We start from the raw sequence: 25,745 nt of genomic DNA, 5'->3' as shown, positions 1-25,745 counted from the left end.
TGGGTATTAGCACCATGGCGTTCAACCTGAACGGTTTCAACTTCAACCAGTCCGTGATTGACTCTCAGGGTCGCGTCATCGGAACTTGGGCGGATGTGTTGAACCGCGCCAACCTAGGTATGGAAGTGATGCACGAGCGTAATGCTCACAACTTCCCACTAGACTTGGCTGCTGTGGATGCACCTGAAATCGGTTAATTTATCGCAGAGCTAGTCTGATAGCTTGATGAAAAGCGCCCCCTCGGGGGCGCTTTTTGCATGGATATAGAGGTCTAGGGCGATCGCTTCTAGGGGTTGGTGTATGGTATCTGTTGGAGATTAAGACAGAGGTAAAAGCTTGGGTAATGTTTTGGTGACGGGGGCGGCTGGGTTTATTGGCTTCCATCTCAGCCACTATTTGACCGATCAGGGTTTGACGGTCGTGGGCTTAGACAACGTGAACGACTACTATGATCCGCAGCTCAAGCGCGATCGCCTCACCCAGTTGCGCGATCGCCCTCTGTTTACCTTTAAGCAGGTGGATCTAGGCGATCGCGATGCCCTGACCCAAGTGTTTGAGACCTACCGTCCTGAGAAGGTGATCAACCTGGCTGCCCAAGCAGGGGTGCGCTACTCCATTCAAAATCCCCATGCTTATGTCGATGCCAACTTGGTGGGGTTTGTGAATCTTCTAGAATGCTGCCGGCATTTTGATGTGCAGCATTTGGTCTATGCTTCGTCGAGCTCCGTCTATGGTGCCAACCGGAAAATTCCCTTTTCGGTTGACGATAATGTAGACCATCCCATCAGTCTCTATGCGGCGACCAAAAAGGCCAATGAGCTGATTGCCCATACCTACAGTCATCTCTACGCTTTGCCCACCACCGGCCTACGGTTTTTTACGGTCTATGGCAGTTGGGGACGACCCGACATGGCCTACTTCCTGTTCACCAAAGCCATCCTAGAGGGCACGCCGATCAAGGTGTTTAACCATGGCAAAATGCGCCGCGACTTCACCTACATTGATGATGTGGTGCTGGGTATCGCCCGCGTCATGGATCATCTGCCGCAGCCTGCTGCCCCCAACGATCGTCCAGATGCTCATCAGGGTACGCCAGCTCCCTACGTGATTCACAATATTGGCAACCACAAGCCCGTTGAGTTGATGCGGTTTATTGAGGTGCTGGAGGGGGCAATCGGCCGGGCTGCCGTGAAGGAATTTTTGCCCATGCAGCCGGGGGATGTGCCGGAAACCTATGCGGATGTGCGATCGCTGGTTGAGGCGGTGGGGTTTCAAGCCAGCACACCCATTGAAGAGGGCCTGCCTCGGTTTGTGGAGTGGTATCGCGACTATTACAATGTGTAAAACATGTGACGCGATCGCCCCTGCTGACTTGAGCGCTGGGTCGATTGTGTCAGATCAAACTAGAGCCATCTATATCAAACTAGAAATCAAACTAAAACCATCCATAGGGGTGTGAGGTAACGTGTCTACAGCAGATATGCAGTCATCAGGGCAACACTCTCCGGCTCCAGCCTTGGTGCTGGAAAAAACCTATCAAGAACCCTCAGCCCTGACGCCGCTGGTGTCTGTGGTGGTTCCCATTCACAACGAAGTGGAAAGCCTGCCTCACTTGGTAGAAGCGATCGCCTCGGTGCTGCAAGAGCAGCAGGTGTCCTACGAAATCATTTGTGTGGATGATGGATCGCGGGATGGGTCGGTCGAATGGTTGCAGCAGCAAGCCCCCCAGCGCCCAGACCTCAAAGCCGTGATTTTGCGGCGCAACTATGGGCAAACCGCGGCCATGGCCGCGGGTTTTAACCATGCCTCCGGCCGGGTGATTGTCACCATGGATGGGGATTTGCAAAACGACCCCCGCGATATTTTGACGCTGGTTGCCAAGCTTGATGAGGGCTATGACCTGGTGAGCGGCTGGCGGAAAGATCGCCAAGATGCCAAACTGACGCGGCTCTTGCCTTCCCGAATCGCCAATGGGCTGATTAGTTGGGTCACCGGGGTCGAGCTCCATGACTATGGCTGCTCTCTGAAGGCCTACAGTGCTGAACTGATCGCCGATATGAACCTCTACGGTGAGCTCCACCGATTTTTGCCGGCCTTGGCGGCCATTGAAGGGGGGCGGATTGCTGAAATTCCGGTGCGGCACCATGCCCGCCAGTATGGACAAAGTAAGTATGGTCTTGATCGCACCTTCCGCGTGGTGATGGATTTAATGACCGTCTCGTTTATGAAGACCTTCTTGACGCGACCCATGCATGTCTTTGGCTTCTGGGGCGGCATGTCGTTGACCTTGGGCACCGTTCTAGGGCTCTATCTAACGGTCTTGAAGCTCTTGGGACAATCGATTGGCGATCGCCCCCTGTTAATTCTGGCAGTGGTGCTAATTCTGGCTGGTATTCAGCTCTTTTGTTTTGGATTACTGGCCGAATTGCTGATCCGTACCTATCACGAATCCCAGGGGCGACCTATCTATCGCGTGCGGGAAGTGGTTGACTAGGCAAGGCAGCATGGTTCCAAGCTAGCGGCTGGTCTTGTGAACAGGGTACATTTGGGCCGACAATGGGCAATAATCCAGCAGCACCCCTCAGGAGAGTTTCGATATGGCGAATGAAAACCATCTCACTCTGATCAACAAAGGCGTTAGTGCTTGGAACCAGTGGCGCGACGAAAATCCTGACGTTGCTCCTGACCTGAGTGGGATTAATCTCAACAAAATCAACTTAAAGCACGCCAACCTCAGCCATGTTGATCTAAGTCAAACCAGCTTGTTAGGTGCCGATCTGGGCTACACCAATTTGCACTGCGTCAACCTTTCTCGGGCTGACCTCAGCGGCGTTGATTTCAATGAGGCGAATTTGACAGAAGCTAACCTCACAGATACAAACCTGCTTGGGGCCTATTTAAGTGGTGCGGATCTGAGTCAAGCTGACCTCAGCCGGGCTAAGGTCAACCGGGCCGATTTAACCGGCGTCAACCTTTCCAGCGCGATTTTGACGAAAACTAGCCTGGTGGGAGCCGACCTCAGCCGGGCTAATCTCAGCCAAGCCAGTATGGTGGGAGCCGACCTCAGCCGAACAGAAATGAGCCGGGTGGATTTGAGCCAAACGGATTTGACCGGGGCAGCTCTGCGAGATACGCGATTGATTGGGGCTAATCTCAGCCAAAGCATTTTGGTGAACGCGGTTCTGATCGGGGCACGCCTCAACCGAGCGGATCTCAGCGCCACGAATTTCACCGGTGCCAATCTGAGTACAGCTACGCTTTTGGGTGCCAAGCTCACCCAGGCTAATCTCAGTCAAGCTGACTTAACGGCTGCCAATCTCAGCGGTGCCAACTTGAGTGAAGCCATCTTGACCCAGGCGATTTTAGATGAGGCCAACCTCAGCGGTGCTAACCTCACGGATGCGGTTGTCACCGACATGTCTGCTGAGGGGGCTGATTTTAGTCAGGCTACGCTACCGGATGGTTCTCTATCGGAGTCGCCCTCCTAGGCTAAATGCCAGAGCCCAGCGATCGCCGCTGCCGAAGCGATCGCCCTCCACCAATGCCGGTCTTGGTTCGCGGCTCTAGGTCGCCCTCCTGCTCGGATGTTGGCGGGGCTGCTGCTGTGGGCGAGTCCGGTGCTGGGGCAGGTGTAGCGGGTTGGGGTGGGCGAATCGGCAACAGCTCCCCTTTTCGGGATACGGGAGCCAGCCGAGTTTGAGCTTGGTTGACCGCTACCCCCGCAATGCCACCACACATCACCGAGAACACGGGATTAGACATGGCGTTTAAGACGCTGTCCATCATATACAGCAAGAGCACTGTGGCCATAAGGGCTGCAGGGGCCACTTGGGGATGGGACCATAGCTTGGCGGGATAGCGGCGAATAAAGGCAAATACTGATAGGAAAAAGGATCCAAAAATTGCTGTTAGCCCAAAGAGCCCATTCACCCCAAATACAATAATCCATAGGCTATCGGTGACAGCAACATCGTTGCCATCCTCATCTATAATGCGGTTGCGCCCCCATCCGCCCCAGCCAAAGATTTTGCGCTGTCGAGCTTTGTCTGCCAATAATTCTTCGTTATTAAATCGAAATTCTAGTGATGCGATGCGCTCTTCTGGCACAAAGGATTCTAGGGAAGTGATAATTTGATCCGTTATGTAGGTTTCGGTGAGGGCATTTTGGTAGAGGTAAACCGACAGGGAAACAATGAGGGCTAGCGCGAGGATGGCGGTTCGGAAATACCAAGCCGCTGCCATAATGCCTAGCCCGATGACTAGGAGCATGTAAGCGCCGGTGGACTTTAGCAAGGTGAACCCCACCAGCATGACCGGAACCAGGATCTTCATGGGAATCCCGCGAACCTTGGTGAGGGCTCCTGTTTTCCAAAGCCCAATGCCCGTCAAGGTTGCGGCCATCATCCACCCACCTACGGCCAGACCGTGGCGCATCAGCACCGTAGGCCGGAAGCCATCCATCCGCATGGCTTGGGCAAAGTCGGCAAAGGCGTGGGAGCCGTAAATGATGGCATGGAGCTGGGGGCTAAACCGCACTTCAAAGAGACAGAGGGGAATGTAGGCTAGTCCACCAATGAAAACAGCGATCGCCAACATCCGCATCCCTTTGAGGGTGTTGAGATAGATCCGTCCTAGAAAATAGGGAAAGCCCCAGGTAACGGTTTGCTCAATAGATCCTGTAATGCCGTCATAGAGACCTAGCCCGTTTGACATAGACGAGAAAAAGGGCGCGATACAGTAGAGCAAGATGGGAATATCGATCCAACTCAGTTTAAAGAACTGTAGCTTTTGAGCATTGAAAAGCAGGGTTGCCAGAAAAATGCCGTAGCATGTCGCCGACATTTTTGTATAGTCTGGAATGCCTGGTAAGACTAAGGTTGCTTCTGGTAAAAAGAGCCAGGCTAAGACAAAACTGAGCACAATGGCGCGCTGTCCGGGAAGCTGCATGAAGAGATACAGCACCAGCGGAAACCACAGCAACATGACTAAAGGAACGGTAGGCGCTACGTAGCCTCCTCCGTTGTAGCTCATCTCAAAGTTCATAAGGCACAGTTTGAACTGAGGTCAACATAACGCATCTCTAGCAGGTATCTACAGCAAGCACAGGATCTCACCCCATTGTGAACGATGAATGTTAGATCCGCATGGGTATATGTGACGGAACTGAGGGTAATAGGTGTCATGGGGGGGGGCGATCGCTGCCTTGTGATGTAGATCCAATAGGTGATCCAATAGATGACCCAACAGGATGCCAGTGTGACGAGGAGCTTGGGCTGCTGGTTTTCTGCAGAGCGCGATCGCCCATAATAAAAGGGGCTAAGATAGCCCCCGATCGGTTCAGAATTCCAAGTCAACATTAGACTAACGTAGCAATTTAGATACGATTGCAGCATTGAATACAAATAGAGCCATTTTGGATTTTCTTTAGATATTCCTGTAGTTTCGTCTATGGCACGTATAAGGTTGGCTATTAGTTATTTGAAATGACCCGCCTAAAAGCGATCGCTTTGGATAGGAAAAGGTTTGAAATGATCATGTTTTGACAAATAAAATGTATCCCATCACTCTTTCTGGGATGCCCCCGATGAAGGGAGAATTGGGGCTTTCTCCTTCACCAGAGGGCATATGAGGCAACGAGATCGTTTGGGCTGTCGTGCTCAAGATGCCGTGCCCAAAATGTCATGATCTGGAAGCTCAATGTCTTGTTTAAGGAAGACATTGAGGACAGAATCATGGTCAATCTTGAGCACGACCCAACCATGGGATGACCTAGGCAGCGAGGATAAAGTTATCTCGGGTTACTTGAGTAGCATCAATGCCTTTGAGTATAACAATGGCCTGAACGGCACCCTCGTTGAAGCCAAATCCCAGATCTCCTTCTGTATCAACTCGGATCGCAGTATCGCTTCCGAGTTGTCGGACAGCAACATAGCGATCGAAGATGTCGAACCCGGAGAACTGATTGTTGTATCGAGGATCTGCAAAAATTCGACTGAGGTCAATCAAATCTCTCTCCACACTAAAGTCCAGAATGGAGTCCCGTCTGCCATTGGTGTCCTTAAACACAAAGGTATTAAAGCCACCACCGCCGACTAGGATATTGGCACCCGGGCCACTGTGGAGAATGTCATCTCCTATGCCACCGTAGAGTTCGTTGTTTCCATCGCCGCTAAAGAGTTGATCATTGCCGGCATTGCCATTGAGAACGTCATTACCGGCACCTCCGCGCAGGATATCGTTGTCTTCTCCGCCGAAGATGCGATCGTCCTCATTTCCGCCAAAGAGGCGATCTTCACCAATGCCACCGAGGATAAAATTATTGCCCGACGTGCCATAGATGACATCATTACCAGCGTCACCAAAGAGACGATCATCGCCAGGGCCACCGTAGATAATGTCAGTGCCATTACCACCGTAGATGGTGTCATCACCTGTTCTGCCATAGAGGATGTCGTCGCCAAAATTACCGTAGATAATGTCATCCCCAAGACCACCATAGGCAATGTCATTGTTATTACCGCCATAGAGCTGATCATCACCTGTGCCGCCAAAGAGGCGATCGTCCCCAGCTCCGCCGATCAGCAGATCATCGCAGGCTAGACCCCGGAGATTATCATCCCCGCCGCGACCCTCTAGACGGTCATTGTCTCGGGTGCCAACCAGCTCATTATTAGCATTGGTGCCAATGAGGGTGACACCATCTTCGCAGCAATCTTCACAAGGTGGCTCAGGCACCAACTGGACAATGCGGGTGCCAGCCACATCGCGGTTATTAACAAGATTAGGATCCTCAGTCGCCGAACGCACCGCCGCGCTGTTCCGTACTGTGAGGTCGCGATTGGGAGCGATCGCATTCACCTCAAAGACTCGGACTGCACCGCTGGCTAGACGGTTGAGGTTCCATTGCACAATGCCGGTTGTCGTACTGTAGAATCCCTGGGGCGCACTATCAAAGATCAGGCCCTCCGGAAGGCGGCTGCGCGTCACTACATTAGTGGCGGTATCGGGGCCAGCATTGCGCACACGGACGCGATAGGTGACGGTTTCACCGCCTTGTACCCGATCGGGGCCAATGATGCTGAGTCTGAGATTGGCTAAGTCATCCTCTGGAGGCTCAGGGTTATCCAATCGGACAATGCGGGTGCTAACGACATCGCGGTTATTGACAAGATTAGGATCCTCAGTCGCCGAACGTACGGTGGCTGCGTTCCGCACGGTAAGGTTACGATTGGGGGCGATCGCAGTCACCTCAAAGACTCGACTTGCGCCGCTGGCTAGACGGTTGAGGTTCCATTGCACAATACCGGTTGCCGCATCGTAGGTTCCCCGAGGCGCACTATCAAAGATCAGGCCCTCCGGAAGGCTACTGCGCGTCACCAAATTGATGGCGGTATCAGGGCCAGCATTCCCCACCCGGATGCGGTAGGTGATGGTATCCCCGCCACGCACCCGACTTGGCCCAATCGTGGTGAGTCTAAGATTGGCTAACTCATCCTCGGGCAACTCATTTACAACATTGGTCGCTAAAACGCGGCGGTTGTTGTTGAGATTGGGATCCACTTGGGTGCCCGTGACAAACGCGGTATTTTCGAGGGTTACCCCGGCTGTGGCTGGTGCTTGAACTGTAACGGAATAGGTTACCTGGTTACCATTATTGAGATTGGTGGGAGTCCAGTTGATGGTATTGGTGACCGCATCATAGGTGCCTCCATTGGATGCACTCACAAAGGTTAGATCATCGGGCAGTAAATCCTGCAGGGACACATTAGTCGCATTGTTGGGCCCGCTGTTCGTCACTGTGATGGTGTAGGTGAATTCATCCCCTGGCAGCACGTCACTCGGCCCAGTTTTACGAACCACCAGATCGGCTTGTGGGCCTGTGGGAGGATCGTTGGCCGTACTAATAGTGAGATTACGGATTTCGTGGATATTATTTGAACCACCTGTGGATGCCGCAAACCCAAACTTAAAGGTATCTGGAATGGCTGCACCCGTTTCTGTTACAACGTTGAAGGTGGGGATAATATCTTCGCCAGGATCATTAAAGTCCCCATCATCATTGAGATCGAGAAATACGGTGAGATCGCCGTTATCTTCTAACAAAACACGGGCCGTTTTCTGGGCATCGCCACGAGTAACCCCAGCACCTGGCACATCTAAGCCACCAGGAATTGCAGTTGTTCCACGCAGGTATGCGTAGCCATTCAGACCCGCTCCTGGCCCACGAATTGCCACAGAGTCCGGGGTTAGTCCTGGCCCACCTACTCGTCCTTCTGTAGCGGATGAGTAGTTTCCAAAGGCGTCAAATCCAATGCCGAGATACCCCCCTTCAATGCCATCGACCTGACCTCCAGAATCTCGTTGAGCATAGCCAAGGGAACCTCCAAAGGCCCCGGCGCTATCGGGAGTAACATTTCCATCGATGAGGAAGAAGTTGATGCCATCGGCACCGTTGCCTCCGTACATGTAAAAATCAAAGGTAATGTCTAAGCCATCACTGCTGCTGATCGGGTTGTTGTAGATGACAAAGGCAGCTTGGTTTTGAGCAGCAGCGGTGAGTCGCAGGGCACCATCACCGACGGCATCAATGGGGCCGCCGGCTAAACCTGGCAGAGCACCGGTGGTGCCTGTACGAGCGGTTAGGGCTGGATTAGGCGTGGTGGTTCCGGGGCCCGTGCCATAGATCCAGGGGCCTTGAACCGTGTCTAGGGTAAAGCTGTCTTGAAAGAGAACGGAGAGAACAGCGGGGTAGCGATCGCGCACCTGAGCCGAGAAAGCCAATTCGCTGCGGAGGGGAGCCGTGGTGACATCAAGCTCCCAATTGCCGCCGCGATCGCGATGACCAACGGGCGTGGAGGAAGCCGCAATCGTTGCTCCTGTCAGCTCATGCAGCGTTTGCACAAACGCCTGTCCCCGACGGCCAGCCCCAACCTCACAGCCATAGATGAGGATTTCAGAGTCTGATGCCAAAGAACGTTGCCATTCCCGAAGGCGATCGCTTTGGCTCTGCAGGGTGTCCTGATCGAGAGGAACTCGTCCTAGGGCTAACGATCCTGGTGATCCATGGGCGACGAGATGGATACTGCGGACATCGCTGTACAGGTTGAGAGTTTGGCTAATGAGGGCGATCGCGTCTTGGGTTGGGTTGAGAAGAATAGCAACGCCATGGGTGGGTAGTTCGGAGAGTAGATCGGTATAGTTTTCAACTCTCGAATCAACGAAAACAAGATGGGTTGGGAGGGTTGTAGATGCTGGGGATAACTGCACCGTGTCTTTCAGTTGATCAGCTTTGGATGAACCCCTAGGTTTTTGCATGACTGCTAAGATCCTCGATTGCATTTTAGGAACGAGTTCGTCTCACCTGATGCAATGGGAGGTCTTGTTAGCAATCCACGGCTATGTTTTTTGGATGGATGAACAGCTAGATATGGATGCATGGACAAGATCTACATTGAAAGGGGACGAATTTCAGGGTGTATAGACGCAGACTAACGATAGCTGCTACAACCACGATATCGATAAAAACTCAGGTTATTTATGGATAAGATAATCGAGTTTTTGTCAAATGCTTGCTGTAGCGTTGATGGTCTGGGGTAGAGCATTGATGGTGTGGTGTGACCGTCTCAAATCCGACTGAGATGAAAAAAATCAACTTCAACTGTAGCAATACTGATACGGGTATAACATTAATTTTTCCAATCTTCATCGAGACATCATTAACTGGGTGAAAACATGGGCATGTTCCTTTAAACAAGCCCATTGTAGGGGAGCATTGCATGAACTCCAAGAGAGTGTAGTGGGTATTTTGGGAAAATGTATCGGTGTGTGTCAAGCGTGACGGGCAAAGCGATCGCTCGCCAGTATTTTCTCTGTAAAAATAGTAATTCTACGCATCAGTATTATTCCTGAGATAAACCGTTTGCCTGCGATCGCTTTCCGGGTGAGGTGATGCCAGTCACATCGCGCATCAACGTGCATCACAGGGAGGTATCTGCATTTATCACGATAGTCTCTATCCACTATCACGAGGATGATTAGGCTCTTATCACAGAATAATCTGGAGCAGTACCGGATACTAAAGAGTGTGAATCAAGCCATAGCGATCGCAGTCTGTGTTGTGAATCGATTGCTATCTCTGCAGCAGGTATTTCAATGACTGAGGGTTTCTATGATGACCTTGCCTATGTTCGTCTCCTCCCCAGCCTCTAAAAGGGTTTCACTTCAATCTCATCCGTCAATGAGACGGTATGTCCGGCGTTTTTTGGCCCTGGGCATGTCCAAGGCCGAAGCACAACGACTTGCCCGTGCGATGGTTCAATATACCGTCACCAAGCGTGTTAAGGGTCAGCAGCGATCGCTCAAAATGCGGCAACTGATGCCCGTCTACTGGCGGCGACTGATTGAGGTGGGTGTACCGCTGCAAAATGCCCAGCAAATTGCCGAAATCATTGCTGCTTATGATGTGCTGCGCCAAGTCCCTTCGCCATATCAACTGGCGCTGCTCAAGCAACATTGCCGCTATATTTGTCGGGCAGAGCTGTGGCGACCCAAGTTGCTGATGGTGGACTAAGCGATCGCCCTAGGATTGCAAGACAGAACAACGAAGACAAAACAACGAAAAGGACTTGATACACAAGGGTTTCTGCCTTGGTCAATAGGCGAGTTACCTCTGCCTTAGAGTACGAGCTGTCTCTTTCTTGCTAGGCCCAGACGTCTTAGATCAGCCGAGGTGTTGGGGGATAGATGGTTCACGCGATCGCCGGGCTCTCTCCTGGCCTAGATCTGCAGATGGCGTTGCTGAATGGCGCTAACCGGCATGGGAGCAAGACACTCGCCCAACCTTGATCGTGAATGAAGGGTAAGCGAGCCGCTCACGGTTCGTTAGCGCACATCCGCTTGCGATTCAGCCCCGCATTGCCGATCGCCCTGCCTCTATTCCACGAAAGTTTCATTTTGTGGAACTGCCATGGCTCACGCAACCCATGGAGATCTCTCCAGGCTGAAGCGACGGGGCTACCAAGCCCCTAGATGGGGTGTGAGTTTGTCATGCGCAACGGGAGGTGGTGCCCAACGGCCACTCATTCTGAGGATGGACAGCGATCGCTAAAAAATCGCCCGATCGAGTGAGGTTAAACAACAGCAAGATCGTTTAAGTTAACTGAAGAACAGCAAGGTAAAAATCGCCCCTTGGCAATTGCCAGGGGTTTTTTTTATGAACATTTGGCGGATCTCAAGGCAGTGCCCCTTCTCTGGCTAAGCCTCAGGTCTGGACTGAGAACCCAGTTTTTCTAACCGGGAGAAGAAAGCACCCACGGACATGACGGGCAGTCAAGGTGTCTCAATCTTAACAAATTTCCGATTAAATCCTGGCTAGAGTTTAATCGAGATGCTGCAAGCCCTAGAGCCCACAAGAAGTGATATAAAAAGCACCCTGCCTGGGATAACAGGGTGCTGCGGAGTTAGTTGCATATAGTTTAAATTTCTAGAGCGATCGCCGAAACCCGTAGGAGATTTGTCAAGACTCGATGAGTTTCTGATGGATGAATTGTAAAGCTGCTCACGCTTGATCCGCCAACTCCATCAGGGGCTAGACCTAGAGGTAGGGCATCCATCTGGCGGATTGGCTGCGACATGGAGATTGTGACCATGAACTAGACGTGGAATAGGGTCTAGGGCTAGGCGAAATCTAGAGTGTGGGTTAATTCATGGCTCTGATGTATGTCCCTGGGCTGGCGCTTGGGGATGCAATATATTGCATTAGTTGAACCTAGATAAAAATTTCTGTTTTCTTATAAAGAATTGCGAGAAAAATGACGTAGATTCATTACGAAATTTTTGTGCATAACAGAATTGTCTTAATATTTTTTCCTTGAAATTGTTATTCACATCACAATAGAAATTAAGTACTATTTTAGTGGTTTACATAGCATAGAGATTCCTAGATGAACCTCTCTAGTTTGAAGAGCGATCGCCCCTGAAATAGAATCTGAATGTTGGGTATCTAGTAATTTTTTATACGTTTTGTAGAAGATTGTTTACATGCCTGATGGCCTGGTATGCGTCACCATCGCTACATTTTAGGAGAGAGCAATGAACTATAGAATCCATGATCCAGGTGCTAGATCAACGCAAGAGATTTCTCCATTCTATAAGCAGACGTTAACAGCTTCTAGCCTGTCTGAACCGCGGCACCAGCCTCACCATGGTGCTGGACGTCAGCCCTGGAGTGCTTATCAACCTACTCCATCCAATTGTTATGGCTTGGCTGAGCTAGGCATGAAAAACCTGGGTAATGTCTATCGAAATTTGCCGGTTCCTCAACTCATTGAACATGCTCTCATTCGTGGAGAAGGCATCCTAGCAGACAATGGTGCTCTCTGCGTTAAAACAGGTAGCCATATGGGGCGATCGCCCCAGGATAAGTTTGTCGTTGATGATCCAGATCATCATGCGGAGATTCATTGGGATGAATCTAATGTTCCTATTTCAGAACTCAAGTTTCAACACCTCTATCAGCGCATCCTCTCCTATGTTCAAGGGCGAGATCTCTATATTTTTGATGGCTTTGTAGGGGCAGATTCAACCTACCGAATGGGTTTGCGAGTCATTACTGAACTGGCATCAGAAAGCCTTTTTTCCCATCAACTCTTTATTCGTCCTTCACCATCAGAATTAGCAAATCATCATGCAGATTTTACCGTGATTGCTGTTCCTGGATTGAAGGGCGATCCAGACCATGACGGCATTCATAGTGAAGCCTTTATTGTGATTGACTTCTCAAAACGGCTGGTGATTATCGGCGGATCTCGCTATGCGGGAGAGATCAAAAAATCGGTCTTTTCTCTCATGAATTACGTCATGACAAAGCGAGGAGTCTTGCCCATGCATTGCGCAGCCAATCGCGATGCTCAAGGTCATACCGCCCTCTTTTTTGGACTATCGGGAACCGGAAAAACCACCCTTGCCTCCGATCCAGAGCGGTTTTTGATTGGTGATGATGAACATGGATGGTCGGAAGACGGCATCTTTAACTTTGAAGGAGGATGCTATGCCAAAACAAATAGCCTGTCGAAAGAGCATGAACCTCAAATCTGGCAAGCGGTTCGCTCAGGAGCCTTGTTGGAAAATGTGATCCTGCGGGCCAGCGATCGCTCTCCTGATTACGACGACCATTCCCTCACCGAAAACACTCGGGTTGCTTACCCCATTGACTATATTTCCAATAGCGAACGATCGGGTTTGGGAAACCATCCCAATACGGTGATCTTTTTAACGGCGGATGCCTTTGGCGTCTTGCCCCCGATCGCCAAGCTCACCAGCGCCCAGGCTATGTATCATTTTTTGTCGGGATATACGAGTAAGCTATCGAGTACAGAACAGGGTATGACGGAACCCCAAGCCACTTTCTCCGCCTGTTTTGGCAAACCCTTCTTACCCCTCGCGGCGGCACTTTATGCTGAAATGTTGGGCGATCGCCTGCGTAAACATCACTTCACGGCCACCGTATTTTTAGTGAATACCGGCTGGTTTGGCGGCCCCTATGGCGTAGGGCAACGCATCGCCATTCGCCATACCCGTGCCATGGTCAGTGCGGCTCTCAATGGTACCTTGAACCGAGTCACCTACCATGCCCATCCCATCTTCAAAATCTTTGTGCCAGATAGGGTGCCCGGCGTTCCCCTTGCCCTTCTCGATCCCCGGAAGACTTGGGCAGATGCTCAGGCCTACGATCAGCAAGCTTGCCTGTTAGCCCGCCGATTTATCGACAACTTTGCAGCAATTCATGGCACAAGCCCAGAGCTGATTGACGCGGGTCCCACCCTGGAAGCATTCTCTTGACCTTGAGCCGCCAATGCTCAAAACGCTTGGTTTTTCTAGAGTTGGCGATGTAATTGAGCCAAGGCGCAAGCTTTAATGTGCAACGATATCTCGTTTGTTCCCGCTAGATTTATGAGTCGTTTACTTAAAGTTCATAATTTCTTCATCGTTTAACGGTAAATCAACGGGACACAGAATGCGGGCTGAGGGCTAAACTACACGCAGGTAGATTAAATGGTTCGACTCAGGCTATTGTAATTAAGCGATGGGTGCGTCCCATCATTTTCGTCTCTAACTTCCATAGGGTGCATTGAAAGGTAGTGTGTAGGCTATGTGCGATGAGGTCGAGCCTCAAACCCATAGCTGTCATGCAAGAGCAACTGATAACGACTCGATAACCACTCATAGGTCTAGGAATAGGTCTAGGAACTTAATACTGGCTTACATCTTCTGATGATGGGTAGACTCTCCCAATCAGTCTTGAGATGTCATAGATGTGAGTTGCTAATGATTAGCCCATGACCTTTAAGTAAGTTTTTTAAGTTATTTAGCCCAGCATCAAAGGGCGATCGCGATCGAAACATGTGTCTGATCGACCGAATTCAACCCTGATGCTGCTGAAGATATCTCAAGAAACTTGTTGTCGCTTGTCGAGTATGACCCTAAGGTTGATGGGTTCATCAGCCTTGGCTGTCCAAGCAAACCCCAACAGCCTGATCCGAGCCATATCATGGCGTAGGGAGTGTTGTTTGAAGCAGTTGTTGCAAGCCTTGATGATGCCTTGGTAGGTATCATGCTCACGTTTTCTACCATGCCCCTATGCACCCGGAGACTTTAGTTGTATGCATGCGTTATCCAGACCCGCTACATCTGATATGGATTGGGTTGATAGAGTTCTAGTCTCAGCCGGTATTGATGATCACGCCATTCCTGCTGGTCTAGAATATGCCATTACCCAGTCTGAAGAAGGCATGATGGTTTCAATTTGGGAGCCTGCTCCCCTCACGCCAACCCGCGTTAGCCCTTTTATGTTTAAGGTGAATCACCGGGTTGAATCCCAGGAAGAAGCCCATCAATTTCTCAATCGCTATCTCCAGCAGATTATTGTATGAGGTCTGAGGGATTGATTGGCAGCTAAGACCGATTCCCATCCAAAAGATTTCAACGCGATCCTACAATGGGTGACGGAGCTGATGACGCTTGAGGTTCACGCCAAGGTGCGGGCAGATGCTGCATGGGGTAGGATGTGCCTAACCTGATGCCAACTGCGTCAACGCCGCTATAGCAAGATGACCAAGCGGCATCGTTGGGTCTCAGGTTAGTCTAGCCTAGGAACCAACCTTGATGGGTGGACATAACGTGTTACCGATGATGTAGGGGGCGATCGCCAATGGCTGGGGGAATCGATTTGTTTGGGGATGATGTAGACTCGGTGCGCAGTTTAGTGGCAGCGGTCGCTAAAATCGCCGGGCGCAATGCTGCCGCCATCCATAAACTCACAGAGCAGGTGGATCGAGTGGTAGCGACGCAGGAAACCAATGCGATCGCGATCGATCGCCTCACCCATCGCATCGATCGCCTCTCTCAGTCTGTTGCCCGTCTTTCGGTGGGTGCTGAAGCCGATCGCTCCGTTATGCGCGGCATTCAGACCGACAACCAAGAAATTCTGAACCATCTCAAGGGCAAGCCTTAGCCTTCTGGTCATCGGCAGGGCGCGATCGCCGGTGAATGGAGTTTTAGGGGGTACGGCTGACCTGATGGGCTGCCCCATTGTTTCCCCTCATCCCCCAGCCCCTTTTCCCACAAGGGGGGAGCAAGAGAGGTACAGGTTTTTCAAAGCCCCTCTACTGACCTGGTAGAGGGGTTTGGGGTGAGGGTCTTCGAGATTGACTCGTCACCCCGGCTAATGGCTCATGTCCAACATGCGCTGAATGGGTTTGAGGGCGGCCTGTTGTAGCTCGGCAGCCATGGTAATCTCGGGCGATCGCCGCTTCATGGCCCAGTAGATTTTTTCCAGGGTGTTCAGCCGCATGTGGGGACATTCGTTGCAAGCACAGCTTCCCATGGGCGGCGCTGGAATAAACTGCTTGTGGGGCGCTTGCTTTTGCATTTGGTGAATGATGCCCGGCTCCGTGGCCACGATGAAGGAGGAGCGATCGCTTTTTTGGCAATAGTTGAGCAGGGCGGTGGTCGATCCAATATAGTCGGCATGGCGCAATACTGAGGGCTCACATTCTGGGTGGGCCAAAATTTCCGCCTCCGGATGCTCCATGTGCAACTGCACCATTTTCTTTTCAGAAAAATTCTCATGCACCATGCAGGATCCCTGCCATAGCACCAAGTCTCGTCCGGTTTCTGCCATAACGTAGCGCCCCAGATTTTGGTCGGGCGCGAAGATAATCGGTTGATCCGTAGGGATTTGGTTGACGATCTGCACGGCGTTGGAGCTGGTGCAGATGATGTCGCTCATGGCCTTGATGTCGGCGGTGCAGTTGATGTAGGAAATCACCAGGTGACCCGGATGAGCGGCTTTGAAGGCGGCAAAGTCTGCTGGAGGGCAGCTATCTGCCAAGGAACAGCCGGCATCTAAGTCGGGCAACAAGACCAGCTTGTGGGGATTCAAAATTTTGGCCGTTTCCGCCATGAAATGGACGCCAGCAAAGACGATCACCGCTGCGTCGGTGCTGGCCGCTTGGCGGGATAACCCCAAGGAATCGCCGATGTAGTCAGCAATGTCTTGAATGTCGGGATCTTGGTAATAGTGGGCTAGGATCACCGCGTTCAGCTCTTGCTTTAAGGCCTGAATGGCGGCAACTAGGTCGGTGGGTAGGGCGGACGTTGACGTGGGACGAGCAGTCGTAAACACAGCAGTACCATCCATCAAAGGTAGGGAATCGGCTGCCTGAGATTGATCCCGGCCGCCCGATCGAAACGATGGATCAACGATGATCAACGGGTCGGCTCGGGGGATGGCAATCTAGACAGGTTTCCTATTATAGTAGTTTTTACCAAAATTGGAGGAGCGGCGGTGAAGGTACAGGGGAATGGGCAGGCTAGGGTGTTGACCGGGGACGAAATTCAGCGCTTGTTTGCCCATGGCTTGAGCAGCGATCGCGATCGCGCCCTGTTTGGCCTTTGTCTATATACGGGCTGCCGAATTTCCGAAGCCCTCACCCTGCGGGTGGATGATCTGCAGGGCGACACCCTCACCCTGCGGCGGCGGCATACCAAGGGCAAGCTACAGACGCGATCGCTCCATATTCATCCAGCTCTCGCGGAACTGCTGGCGGCCTACGCTCCGGCCAGCGGCTACCTGTTTCCGGGAATGCCAGGGCGATCGCCCCATCTCACCCGATTCAGCGCCGACAAAATTCTGCGGGCAGCCTGCCGGCGGGTAGGGCTCCAGGGCATCAGCACCCACAGCTTTCGCCGCACAGCCCTAACGACCATGAGCAATGCCGGCGTGCCCCTGCGCCATATCCAAGACATTTCCGGGCATCGCTCCCTCGCCACTCTCCAGCGCTACCTAGAAGTGCGTCCCGAAGACCGACAGCGAGCGATCGCCACCCTCCAGTTCTAAGCACCCCTGGGACGACCTCCGCAGAAATCTGTGGAATTCTGTAGGATGAAAGAGTATTTTGTAAACCAGTGTTAAACCCCATGGGATTATTCGGATTCGGTAAAAAGCTCAGCCTGCCCACCGCTCAAGAGGCGCTCCCTGGACGGGCGGAAACCATGCCCATTCCGTCCAAGCATTTTGTCAACGGCAATCCCCTCAACCCCGACCTCAAGGGCTTAGAGCAAGCCATGTTTGGTCTGGGCTGTTTTTGGGGCGCAGAACGCAAATTCTGGCAGCTACCCGGTGTGGTGGTGACGGCAGTGGGCTATGCAGCGGGGATCACGCCCAATCCCACCTACCAAGAAGTTTGTAGCGGTCTCACCGGTCACAATGAAGTCGTCTGGCTGGCCTTTGACCCATCTCAAATCAGCTACGAAACCCTGCTGAAGGTGTTTTGGGAAAGCCACAACCCCACCCAAGGTATGCGCCAAGGCAATGATGCGGGCACGCAATATCGCTCTGGGATCTATACCTATTCTCCAGAGCAGCAGCAGGCAGCGATCGCATCCAAGCAGGTCTATCAAACCGCCATTCAGGCCGCAGGCTATGGGGCGATCACCACTGAAATTCTAGATGCGCCAACCTTTTATTACGCAGAAGAGTATCACCAACAGTATTTAGCTAAGAATCCCAACGGGTACTGTGGCTTGGGTGGAACTAATGTATCTTGCCCCATTGGCATGGGGATCGAAGCTCGGGCATAACCCGTAGCATCCACTTGTCCCAAAACGGCTAGGGCATAGAATACATCTACGCTCTAGCCGTTAATATGGCTTAAATTACCCAGCTTATTGGCGGATGACGCGCGGCTATTTTGAGCAGAAACTAGAGAAGTCCTTGTAAAAACCTATGATCATCCAAGGTTTTGCCCTCACTATCCGTCAAGAGTCAAGAGTGAGTATCTGAGATCCAAGATCCGTTAAGCTCTCGGACAAGGGCATCCACGTTACTGGCAATGAGAGTACGGATTTCTTCGTCATAGACAGGTAAGTGGGCAAACCAGGCCTCTAGCTCGTCTAGCTCATAGGGCGTTAGGTTTGTCAGTTTGGATTGAAGCTCTACTGGCATATCCATGGCAATTCTCACGGGGCTACTGAATAGTAAACTGGAAGACTGTAATATCGGGCTGAGCGCTGCTCGGGCATGATCCAGATGTAAGCAACGCAATGATTTGACAGGTTGTGGGCGGTCTTGAAGAACCCAACGTTCAATGTCTGATCGTGCGCTGGAGTGTAACCATGACCTGAGTATGGATGAACTCGGGTCTATCCTTCAGCAACGCAAAAATGTATGGTGTCAGCGTATGGGTGTCAGCGGGGCTTCAGTATAAACCACAGGGTCATGAGTCACAATTCCAGAAAATACCTCTCAGAGGTTTGGGAAAGGTATAGCGACTGAACTTCATAACATCAAGGACTGAAGAGCAGAAACGCTTATGACTCAGGGGGGTTAACTGATCGCGATCGCATCTTGATAGATAGGATTACAACAGATACCAGGCCTTTCTTCGTCCTACGCCAACAGGTATGAAGATAGACACCGCCCCTATACTGTTGCACGACGCTGATCAACAGATTTCAATGTAAGGGTTAAGGTCTAGATGGCTGGAGTAACCAAATACTGGCAGCTTCTAGGGAAAAAATCAGTGATTTTGCTTACAAAGTTGGCTAGTCCTGGAAGACTTAACTCTAATTCTAGCGATCGCGCTCTATTTTCTCAAGCTGTTATAAGATTGATTGCGTATTTTCACTGAAACAACATCTATACCTTTTCAACTTCATAAAAGCTATATTTTTTTGTCTCAGAAACAAGGTAGAATGCCGAACCCCCTAGTATAAAAAGCTCAACCCCGCTCATCCGTGATCCAAGCCTGCCGGCGGGAGGATCTGCACATGCTTAGCGGTGTTGGGGGTAGGAGTCAGGGAGAGCGATCGGCAGATCAAACCATAGGGTTGTTCCTTGGCCGCAGGTGCTAGAGACACCAATGGTTCCATGGTGCGCTTCAATGATCTGCTGACAGATATACAGCCCCAATCCTAGTCCTAGGGTTTGGCGGGCGTTGGGGCCACGGGTACAAAAATTGAACAGTTGATCGCATTGTTCAGTCGAGAGCCCCGGGCCGTTGTCATGGACGGTGCAGCGGAGATACTTGCCCATGACTTGGGCGGTCAACCGCAGATGGAGTCCAGGAGCGTTGGAGCGCAGGGTATGTAAGATGAGGTTGTGATAAACCCGATGCAGTTGTGTCGGATCGGCGTTCACGAGCGGCAGGGCATCTGGGATTCTCACGGACACGATCGCTTCGGCATCTTGTATAGAAGAATACAGATCACCGAGAATCTTTTGTACTGAATTTCCCAACGAGAGCGGTTGGCAATGGAGCTGTAGTCCGTGGGTTTCGATGGTATAGGCTTCGAGTAAGGAATCAATCAGTTCAACCTGGCGATCGCCGCTTTCAATCATGCGGTCTAGAATGCCCTGAGACAGCGTGGTTTCACCGGCTGGATTGCGTAAATTTCTTAAGACCATCAGTGTTCCCAACACGGGGTTGCGGAGGTCATGGGATACGGCATGGAGAAAGAGGCGTATTTGCCGTCGCAACTCAAACTCCTGTCGCATCATCCGCTCGTAGAGATACACACCTAGATTAGAGATAAGACAGACTGAGAAAAGCTGAAATCCAGTCAGGGAATATACCGCAGAGCCCATAGCAGGGGTGAGATCGGTGCGGGCCGCAAAGTGAACGTTTTCAAAGCCAAGGAGCATCGCTCCAGCCACACTGCCCAAAAGAACAGCCTGAGACAGCAGATGCAGCCGCCAGCGAACGGGGATCAAAATGGCCTGGGCCGTGAACACAATCATCCAACTGATGGGGTTGAAGATGACTTCCCCTCGAAGAAATACCTGGATCTGGGGCAGAAAGGAAATCGACCAAGATAGCCATAAAAAGAGCCATCCTGGATAGTTCCGGGCACGAAAGTCTTTCAGCAAGACCAGCCCTAAGACCAGTCCTAGCCCTTGAGCAATGGAGCTTACAATGCAGCGGTAGGAGAGGCCTGGCGTGAGGCTCACCGATTGCTCCAGAGTCACTGCCGGGATCACCACAAGCAGATTGAGCGTGGTTAAACAGCTCAATAAAACAATAGCCAGGATGCCCATTAAGCGTAATCGTTCCAGCATGAAGCGATGTTGCCATTTTGGATAGTCCAATGAGGAGGAGGACGGCATCCAAGATATCAAGCGATCGCACCATGGCTTAAAGGAGATCAAGGTCAGCCTAGGCCACTGAAGATGCTGTGGAGTTTTTGCATTCACATTGGAGCAACTATGAGCTACAGTCTCCACTGTACGAGATCACTGCCCATCTCACTAGCTCCCAGTGGTTCACCCTTTTGGATGAGGGCTAGGACGGGGATGAGTCATGATGGGGCGATCGCATGGAATCTTGACTGGAAAAAAGCTGGAGAAAATCTTGCGGAGTATCGTAAATTTCCAGGATGGTATCAAGGGACGACATTTCCACAGCCATGCGAGCTTGACCACTGAGGGAGCATAACGCCAGCCGTCCACCCACCTTCTTCACACGCTTGCTAGCAATCACCAACGCTCCTAGACCGCTACTATCCATAAACATGACGTCCTGCAAATCTAGAAGCAAGCAGGCAACATTGGATTCTAAACTCTGGGTGACCCAATGCAGGATATCTGGCGCACTGGTTGAGCTGAGAATGCGCGTGGTCGGACGGAAAATCCGATAGGGAACAAACATAATGCAACCTAGAAAACCAATGGGCTGAGCAAGACCCATGGCATGGCCTACCATGGGTCAATCTACTTTTCTGCCCCAGCTTTTGATATCCGGATCCTGGCTGGCTCTGCTCACCAAGAGCCAGCCAAATTAGCGGCTGGATGGCGCAGATTTATATTCGATCAGCGTGGCTTGGCGATGGAAGATCCGACGAAGATGAAACTGGAGCTGACCCTGAAGTTCTGGAAATTTTCCTACGGTGCAAAACCATCCATACCAGCGAGCTACGCCTGGCTCATAGCCCTTGCCCTGGGCATAACGAGCCGTTCGCAGGGCAGACACCAGATAGAGAGCCAGCAGCAGTAAACTAAAGCCCGAGGTGATCCCAGCCGTTCCCAAGATCACTACGGGGATCACCAGCCCCCAGATCCAAATCCGGCGGCTTTCCTTGACCCAATGCTGCTGAGGACTGCGGCCATGCATCCAACTGCCTTGGGCGAAGGCATGACCCGATCGCTGCGATCGCTTCCACCACTGGGAAAACTGGGTCATTTGGGCATCATGCAGGGTCATCTCTGCATCTAGACGGAAGATTTTCCAATCCTGCTGACGCAATCGCACGCATAGCTCCGGCTCCTCCCCAGCAATCAAACTAGGGTTGAAGCCGTTCACCTGTTGGACTGCCGCCACCCGCATCATGGCATCGCCGCCACAGGCCGTGGCTTCTCCCACTGGGGTATCCCATTCAATGTCACAGATTTGGTTATAGATCGAGGCCTCGGGGAAGCGCTCCCGCCGCCGTCCGCAGACCACCGCCAGATCCGGGCGATCGCTCAAGGCTTGGCGAGCCATCTCCAGCCAGCCTGGCACCACTTCGCAATCTCCATCGACAAATTGCACAAAGGTGAGATCGGGCTGGAGCTGCAGCAGCCGTTCAAAGCCAGCATTCCGAGCGCGGGCGGCGGTGAAGGGAATAGACAGATCAAGCACCACCACCTCAACGCCGAGAGATTGGGCAAACTCGACGCTGCCGTCCGTGGAGCCAGAATCGACGTAGACCACCGCATCAGCCTGGCCCACCACCGATTTTAAACAGCGCTGCAGGCGATCGCCTTCATTGCGACCAATCGCGACTAATCCAATTGTGTTCAAGGGACACCTCACTCATTGATTAGGGGCGATCGCCCCAAGGGTTCGCTTCTACCATGCCCAATACAGCTTAGCTTCGGCAAGGCCGCCCTGTGACCGGGATCATCGGAACAACCGACGGCGATCGCTCTCAGACGGATGTACTATCACTCGATGGATAGACCGGGATCAATCACACGTCTCATGAGGGTCACAGGTAAGTCTTAACTCCATCACAGGCAATTCTCAGAAACTTTCGTATCTTGAAGAAGTCGTGAACATTTAAGTAACCATGCAAATTCCACTACAGCGAAATTCCTGGGGACACCTTGAGATTCGCTTTCGACTACATCAGTCTTGGGGTGTATCTCGCAAAACAGCTCCCATCTTGACCCATGACCCAGAGCCAGATGAGGTGGCGACGGACGGCCAAGATACTTTGGCCGAACTTGAAATGTTGATGCGTCCTGGTTAAAACATTGCCATGCATCATCCTAGGAGCATAATTTGGATCCGTACTCTTGACCGTGCGATCGCCATACGTCAGGGCACTTAGTTTTCTATCGTTTCAACTATGGTTAGGGCGCTAGTATAACGTCAGTTTGGGCTAAGGGAATGGTTCCGCTTTTCAGATGAAGGCAGGCTCTCAAACAACGAGAGCATAAGGCTTTCAGCTTATCCCACACTCAGGTTATGTTAGGCATCTATTGAAATTATCTATCGATTTGAGTCATCCCCATAGGGTTATTTTGAACGTAAATTCGACGGAGATCCTCAGCCTGAAAGGTACCGATCATCGCCCAAGGCATAGGAGTTTCTGGAGCCCTCACCTCGTCGAACGCACGGCATTTTTGAGAGCGATTTTAAGAGCGATCGCCCTTGATGTGAATATCTTTGGGCAAATTTGGGTATCCTGGGCACGCCTGCGATTGCACATTACTAGGGACTCTGTATGGCTGATCCGTCCTTAACGCCTTCTCCCGAGCCCACGCCTGATCCTGCGGCCAAACCGTCCTTAAAAGCACGGGCCATCCGGGGATCCATGTGGACGCTGGGCGGCTATGGTGCCAATCAGGTTCTACGGTTTGCCAGCAATTTAGTTCTGACTCGCCTGCTGTTTCCAGAGGCCTTTGGGCTAATGTCGCTGGTGCAGATTTTTCTGCAGGGGCTAGAAATGTTTTCCGACATTGGCATCAAGCCCAGCATCATTCACGATAAACGGGGCGATGATCCAGCCTTTCTCAACACTGCCTGGACGATTCAAGCTGGACGCGGGGTGGGGCTGTGGTTGTTGTCCTGCGCGATCGCGTTCCCGGCGTCCCAGTTCTACCGCGAACCCATGCTCACCCAGCTTTTGCCCGTGGTGGGGTTAACGGCGTTAATCTCCGGCTTCACCTCCACCAAGCTGCCCACCGCCAACCGCAACCTTCGGCTTGGGTTGGTCACGAGCTTAGAACTCACCTCCTATGTGGTGGGTTTGGTGGTGATGGTTTTCTGTGCTTGGCGGTATGAATCGGTCTGGGCGCTGGTGGCAGGGGGGCTGGTAGATAGCTTGGTGCGCATGACCCTCAGCCATGTGATGCTGCCGGGCATCCCCAACCGCTTTCATTGGGAACCGGAGGCCTTCAAGTCCCTCTATCGCTTTGGGCGCTGGATTTTTATTAGCACCGCGCTGACCTTCTTGGCCGGTCAGGGCGATCGCTTGATTCTGGGACGATTGCTAGACGTGCGATTTTTGGGGGTTTACACCATCGCCGTCACCCTAGCCCGCTTCCCCCGCCAAGCCATTTCCCAGGTGATCGATCGCGTCCTGTTTCCCTCCTATGCCGAACTCATTCGCGATCGCCCCGAGCGAGTCTATACCAATCTACGCAAAAGCCGCCTCACCTTAATAGGAATTGGCTGGGGTATTTCCCTAACGTTTATTCTGTTTGGCCCCACTATTATCAACACTTTATATGATGAACGCTATGCTGATGCTGGCTGGATCATTCAGATTATTTCGTTGGGATCATTAATTGGCGTTGTGGGCGGCACCTATGACGGTATTTTGATGGCCAAAGGCAAGACTTTCCTGGTGTCCTTTTTGTTGGTTGTGCAAATTTCAGTGCAGTTAGCCGCGATGGTCATCGGCTATCAGCTCAATGGTCAACCGGGTGTGGTGTGGGGGTTAGCCAGTGTGACCTGGTTTGCCTATCCTGTGAAAGCCATCATTTTCTCTAAGTTTTCGCTCTGGCAGCCAGAGGTTGATATCCCGGTGCTTGGTGCTGCCATCGTGATTATTTGGGGCTCAACCTATATGCTGAGTTCTATTTAAGCTATCAGCATGATTGATGGCAGTTGTCGAGATAGTTTTCAAGATTCATGCATCCTATTCATCAAGTTCTATCAGGTGTGTCTGCTGGTTTTAAGGAACAGTCTCATCATCTCTAGCAACCTCATGTATTAACTTCAAAAACCTTCAACCAACTGAGCTAGTTCAGCAGATTTATTTCAGCACCAGAGATTCAACCCAAGAGACACCATGATCCAACAGCCAGATGCCTTAACCGCAAAACTATTTCGAGCCTATTACAAGGCTAACTTGGTCGTTCGTCGTAAGTCCTATGAGTATCTATGGATATTGGGACATATGCGATCGGGTTCATCGATGTTTACCCATATCCTCAACACCAATCCAGAGATTTCTGGCTATGGAGAAACCCATGTTTTTTATTGGAACCAACAGGATTTAACTCACTTAATGTGTGATGTTAAATATGCCCTAAAGCAACTTGATATGAGCGATCGCTTTATCATGGACAAAATTCTTCATGATATGCATATTAAAGACGAATCTCTCCTCAATCATCCTCGTATCTCCATCATTTTTCTCCTAAGAGATCCGGCGGAAACCTTGTCTAGCATGGTCAAGCTATGGGGCGAAACGGGAGATGATGGAGTCCAGCTCTATTCTGTAGAAGACTACACCCAATATTATTGCGATCGCCTCCGAAGCATCCAGCGCTATGCCGAGATCATGGAACATCCTAAGCGAGCATTTTTCCTCACCCATGCTCAGCTCATTCATCAAACAGATGCTGTTTTTCGAGCCCTAGAACAGCATCTATCTCTAAAATTTCCCCTTTCTGAACAGTATGAAAAAACGCCGGTAACTGGACAGAGAAAAGTGGGTGACTGGTCTGGAAATTTAGAATCTGGAACCATTATTCGCAATCCTAAAAAAACACTCTATAACCTAGATCCACATCTTCTTGAGCGGGCCAATCAAGCCTTTCAAGACTGTTGTCAAACCTTAAGCCAGCGATGTACTAGCCTGCCCATATCCCAGGATGAATCGTGAGCCAGATGGTGAAACAAACCTCGAAGACCTCCCCCAACCCCTTTGCCAGAGAGGTAGAAGGGCTTTGAAACCACCTTTCGTCCAACTTT

General features: G+C 51.5%; 21 protein-coding genes and 1 pseudogene. 14 read left to right on the top strand and 8 right to left on the bottom strand.

Annotated features, from left to right (window positions below; genetic code table 11):
* The 4 genes and pseudogenes from JUJ53_RS22250 to JUJ53_RS22235 all read left to right on the top strand — a co-directional run.
* Nucleotides 1-197 (top strand): annotated as a pseudogene (locus JUJ53_RS22250) (photosystem II q(b) protein); the annotation flags it as partial.
* A 139-nt stretch (nucleotides 198-336) separates the two neighbouring features.
* On the top strand, nucleotides 337-1,344 hold the full coding sequence (locus JUJ53_RS22245; RefSeq protein WP_204154243.1) for an NAD-dependent epimerase: 1,008 nt from the start codon (nucleotides 337-339) through the stop codon (nucleotides 1,342-1,344).
* A 136-nt stretch (nucleotides 1,345-1,480) separates the two neighbouring features.
* A complete protein-coding gene (locus tag JUJ53_RS22240; RefSeq protein ID WP_204154248.1) occupies nucleotides 1,481-2,494 on the top strand; it encodes a glycosyltransferase family 2 protein in 1,014 nt (337 codons plus the stop codon).
* 103 nt (nucleotides 2,495-2,597) lie between these two features.
* Entirely contained in the window at nucleotides 2,598-3,488 is an 891-nt protein-coding gene (locus JUJ53_RS22235; protein WP_204154242.1) for a pentapeptide repeat-containing protein, read from the top strand.
* A gap of 1 nt (nucleotide 3,489) precedes the next feature.
* Here the strand turns inward: JUJ53_RS22235 and JUJ53_RS22230 are convergent, their stop codons facing one another.
* Both JUJ53_RS22230 and JUJ53_RS22225 read right to left on the bottom strand, forming a co-directional pair.
* The gene (locus JUJ53_RS22230) at nucleotides 3,490-5,031 is read right to left on the bottom strand and encodes an O-antigen ligase domain-containing protein (protein WP_204154241.1); all 1,542 of its coding nucleotides are present in this window, start codon (nucleotides 5,029-5,031) and stop codon (nucleotides 3,490-3,492) included.
* A gap of 738 nt (nucleotides 5,032-5,769) precedes the next feature.
* Complete coding sequence (locus JUJ53_RS22225; RefSeq protein ID WP_204154240.1) at nucleotides 5,770-9,315, bottom strand: DUF4347 domain-containing protein; 3,546 nt, start codon at nucleotides 9,313-9,315, stop codon at nucleotides 5,770-5,772.
* 958 nt (nucleotides 9,316-10,273) lie between these two features.
* Here JUJ53_RS22225 and JUJ53_RS22220 point away from each other — a divergent pair.
* Nucleotides 10,274-10,570, top strand: coding sequence for a hypothetical protein (locus tag JUJ53_RS22220; protein WP_204154239.1), 297 nt, complete (start codon nucleotides 10,274-10,276; stop codon nucleotides 10,568-10,570).
* A gap of 904 nt (nucleotides 10,571-11,474) precedes the next feature.
* Here JUJ53_RS22220 and JUJ53_RS22215 read toward each other — a convergent pair.
* The gene (locus tag JUJ53_RS22215) at nucleotides 11,475-11,648 is read right to left on the bottom strand and encodes a hypothetical protein (RefSeq protein WP_204154238.1); all 174 of its coding nucleotides are present in this window, start codon (nucleotides 11,646-11,648) and stop codon (nucleotides 11,475-11,477) included.
* A 442-nt stretch (nucleotides 11,649-12,090) separates the two neighbouring features.
* Here JUJ53_RS22215 and pckA point away from each other — a divergent pair, with 442 nt between their 5' ends.
* The 3 genes from pckA to JUJ53_RS22200 all read left to right on the top strand — a co-directional run bounded on the left by pckA (nucleotide 12,091) and on the right by JUJ53_RS22200 (nucleotide 15,511).
* A complete protein-coding gene (pckA, locus tag JUJ53_RS22210) occupies nucleotides 12,091-13,839 on the top strand; it encodes a phosphoenolpyruvate carboxykinase (ATP) (RefSeq protein WP_204154237.1) in 1,749 nt (582 codons plus the stop codon).
* Nucleotides 13,840-14,660: 821 nt separating this feature from the next.
* A complete protein-coding gene (locus JUJ53_RS22205) occupies nucleotides 14,661-14,930 on the top strand; it encodes a hypothetical protein (protein WP_204154236.1) in 270 nt (89 codons plus the stop codon).
* A gap of 278 nt (nucleotides 14,931-15,208) precedes the next feature.
* Entirely contained in the window at nucleotides 15,209-15,511 is a 303-nt protein-coding gene (locus tag JUJ53_RS22200; protein ID WP_204154235.1) for a hypothetical protein, read from the top strand.
* Between the two features lie 210 nt (nucleotides 15,512-15,721).
* Here the strand turns inward: JUJ53_RS22200 and nadA are convergent, their stop codons facing one another.
* Entirely contained in the window at nucleotides 15,722-16,699 is a 978-nt protein-coding gene (gene nadA, locus JUJ53_RS22195) for a quinolinate synthase NadA (protein ID WP_239125292.1), read from the bottom strand.
* 147 nt (nucleotides 16,700-16,846) lie between these two features.
* On the opposite strand from nadA, the gene JUJ53_RS22190 reads away from it, so the two are divergent.
* Nucleotides 16,847-17,398, top strand: a complete 552-nt coding sequence (locus JUJ53_RS22190; protein WP_204154234.1) for a site-specific integrase — start codon at nucleotides 16,847-16,849, stop codon at nucleotides 17,396-17,398.
* Between the two features lie 80 nt (nucleotides 17,399-17,478).
* Nucleotides 17,479-18,141 carry a peptide-methionine (S)-S-oxide reductase MsrA gene (msrA, locus tag JUJ53_RS22185; RefSeq protein WP_204154233.1) on the top strand — a complete coding sequence of 221 codons (663 nt, stop codon included), beginning with the start codon at nucleotides 17,479-17,481 and terminating at the stop codon, nucleotides 18,139-18,141.
* A gap of 184 nt (nucleotides 18,142-18,325) precedes the next feature.
* Here msrA and JUJ53_RS22180 read toward each other — a convergent pair whose 3' ends face one another.
* The 4 genes from JUJ53_RS22180 to JUJ53_RS22165 form a co-directional block, all read right to left on the bottom strand.
* Nucleotides 18,326-18,511, bottom strand: coding sequence for a hypothetical protein (locus tag JUJ53_RS22180; RefSeq protein WP_204154232.1), 186 nt, complete (start codon nucleotides 18,509-18,511; stop codon nucleotides 18,326-18,328).
* 822 nt (nucleotides 18,512-19,333) lie between these two features.
* Nucleotides 19,334-20,665: a HAMP domain-containing sensor histidine kinase gene (locus tag JUJ53_RS22175; protein ID WP_204154231.1), complete on the bottom strand. Its 1,332-nt coding sequence runs from the start codon at nucleotides 20,663-20,665 to the stop codon at nucleotides 19,334-19,336.
* A gap of 175 nt (nucleotides 20,666-20,840) precedes the next feature.
* The gene (locus JUJ53_RS22170) at nucleotides 20,841-21,206 is read right to left on the bottom strand and encodes an STAS domain-containing protein (protein WP_204154229.1); all 366 of its coding nucleotides are present in this window, start codon (nucleotides 21,204-21,206) and stop codon (nucleotides 20,841-20,843) included.
* A 129-nt stretch (nucleotides 21,207-21,335) separates the two neighbouring features.
* Nucleotides 21,336-22,337, bottom strand: a complete 1,002-nt coding sequence (locus JUJ53_RS22165) for a glycosyltransferase (protein WP_204154227.1) — start codon at nucleotides 22,335-22,337, stop codon at nucleotides 21,336-21,338.
* 268 nt (nucleotides 22,338-22,605) lie between these two features.
* Here JUJ53_RS22165 and JUJ53_RS22160 point away from each other — a divergent pair, with 268 nt between their 5' ends.
* The 4 genes from JUJ53_RS22160 (at nucleotide 22,606) to JUJ53_RS22145 (ending at nucleotide 25,656) form a co-directional block, all read left to right on the top strand.
* Entirely contained in the window at nucleotides 22,606-22,788 is a 183-nt protein-coding gene (locus JUJ53_RS22160; protein ID WP_204154225.1) for a hypothetical protein, read from the top strand.
* 274 nt (nucleotides 22,789-23,062) lie between these two features.
* On the top strand, nucleotides 23,063-23,284 hold the full coding sequence (locus tag JUJ53_RS22155; RefSeq protein ID WP_204154224.1) for a hypothetical protein: 222 nt from the start codon (nucleotides 23,063-23,065) through the stop codon (nucleotides 23,282-23,284).
* Nucleotides 23,266-24,630 carry a lipopolysaccharide biosynthesis protein gene (locus JUJ53_RS22150; RefSeq protein WP_204154222.1) on the top strand — a complete coding sequence of 455 codons (1,365 nt, stop codon included), beginning with the start codon at nucleotides 23,266-23,268 and terminating at the stop codon, nucleotides 24,628-24,630. Before JUJ53_RS22155 ends, JUJ53_RS22150 begins: the two co-directional genes overlap by 19 nt.
* Before the next feature lie 207 nt (nucleotides 24,631-24,837).
* Nucleotides 24,838-25,656 carry a sulfotransferase gene (locus JUJ53_RS22145; protein ID WP_204154221.1) on the top strand — a complete coding sequence of 273 codons (819 nt, stop codon included), beginning with the start codon at nucleotides 24,838-24,840 and terminating at the stop codon, nucleotides 25,654-25,656.
* Nucleotides 25,657-25,745 lie beyond the last annotated feature (89 nt).

The sequence above is a fragment of the Leptolyngbya sp. CCY15150 genome, assembly GCF_016888135.1.
GTDB lineage: Bacteria > Cyanobacteriota > Cyanobacteriia > RECH01 > RECH01 > RECH01.
The sequence above is the reverse complement of the archived record's forward strand: the minus strand, read 5'-3'. Positions and strand labels throughout refer to the sequence as shown.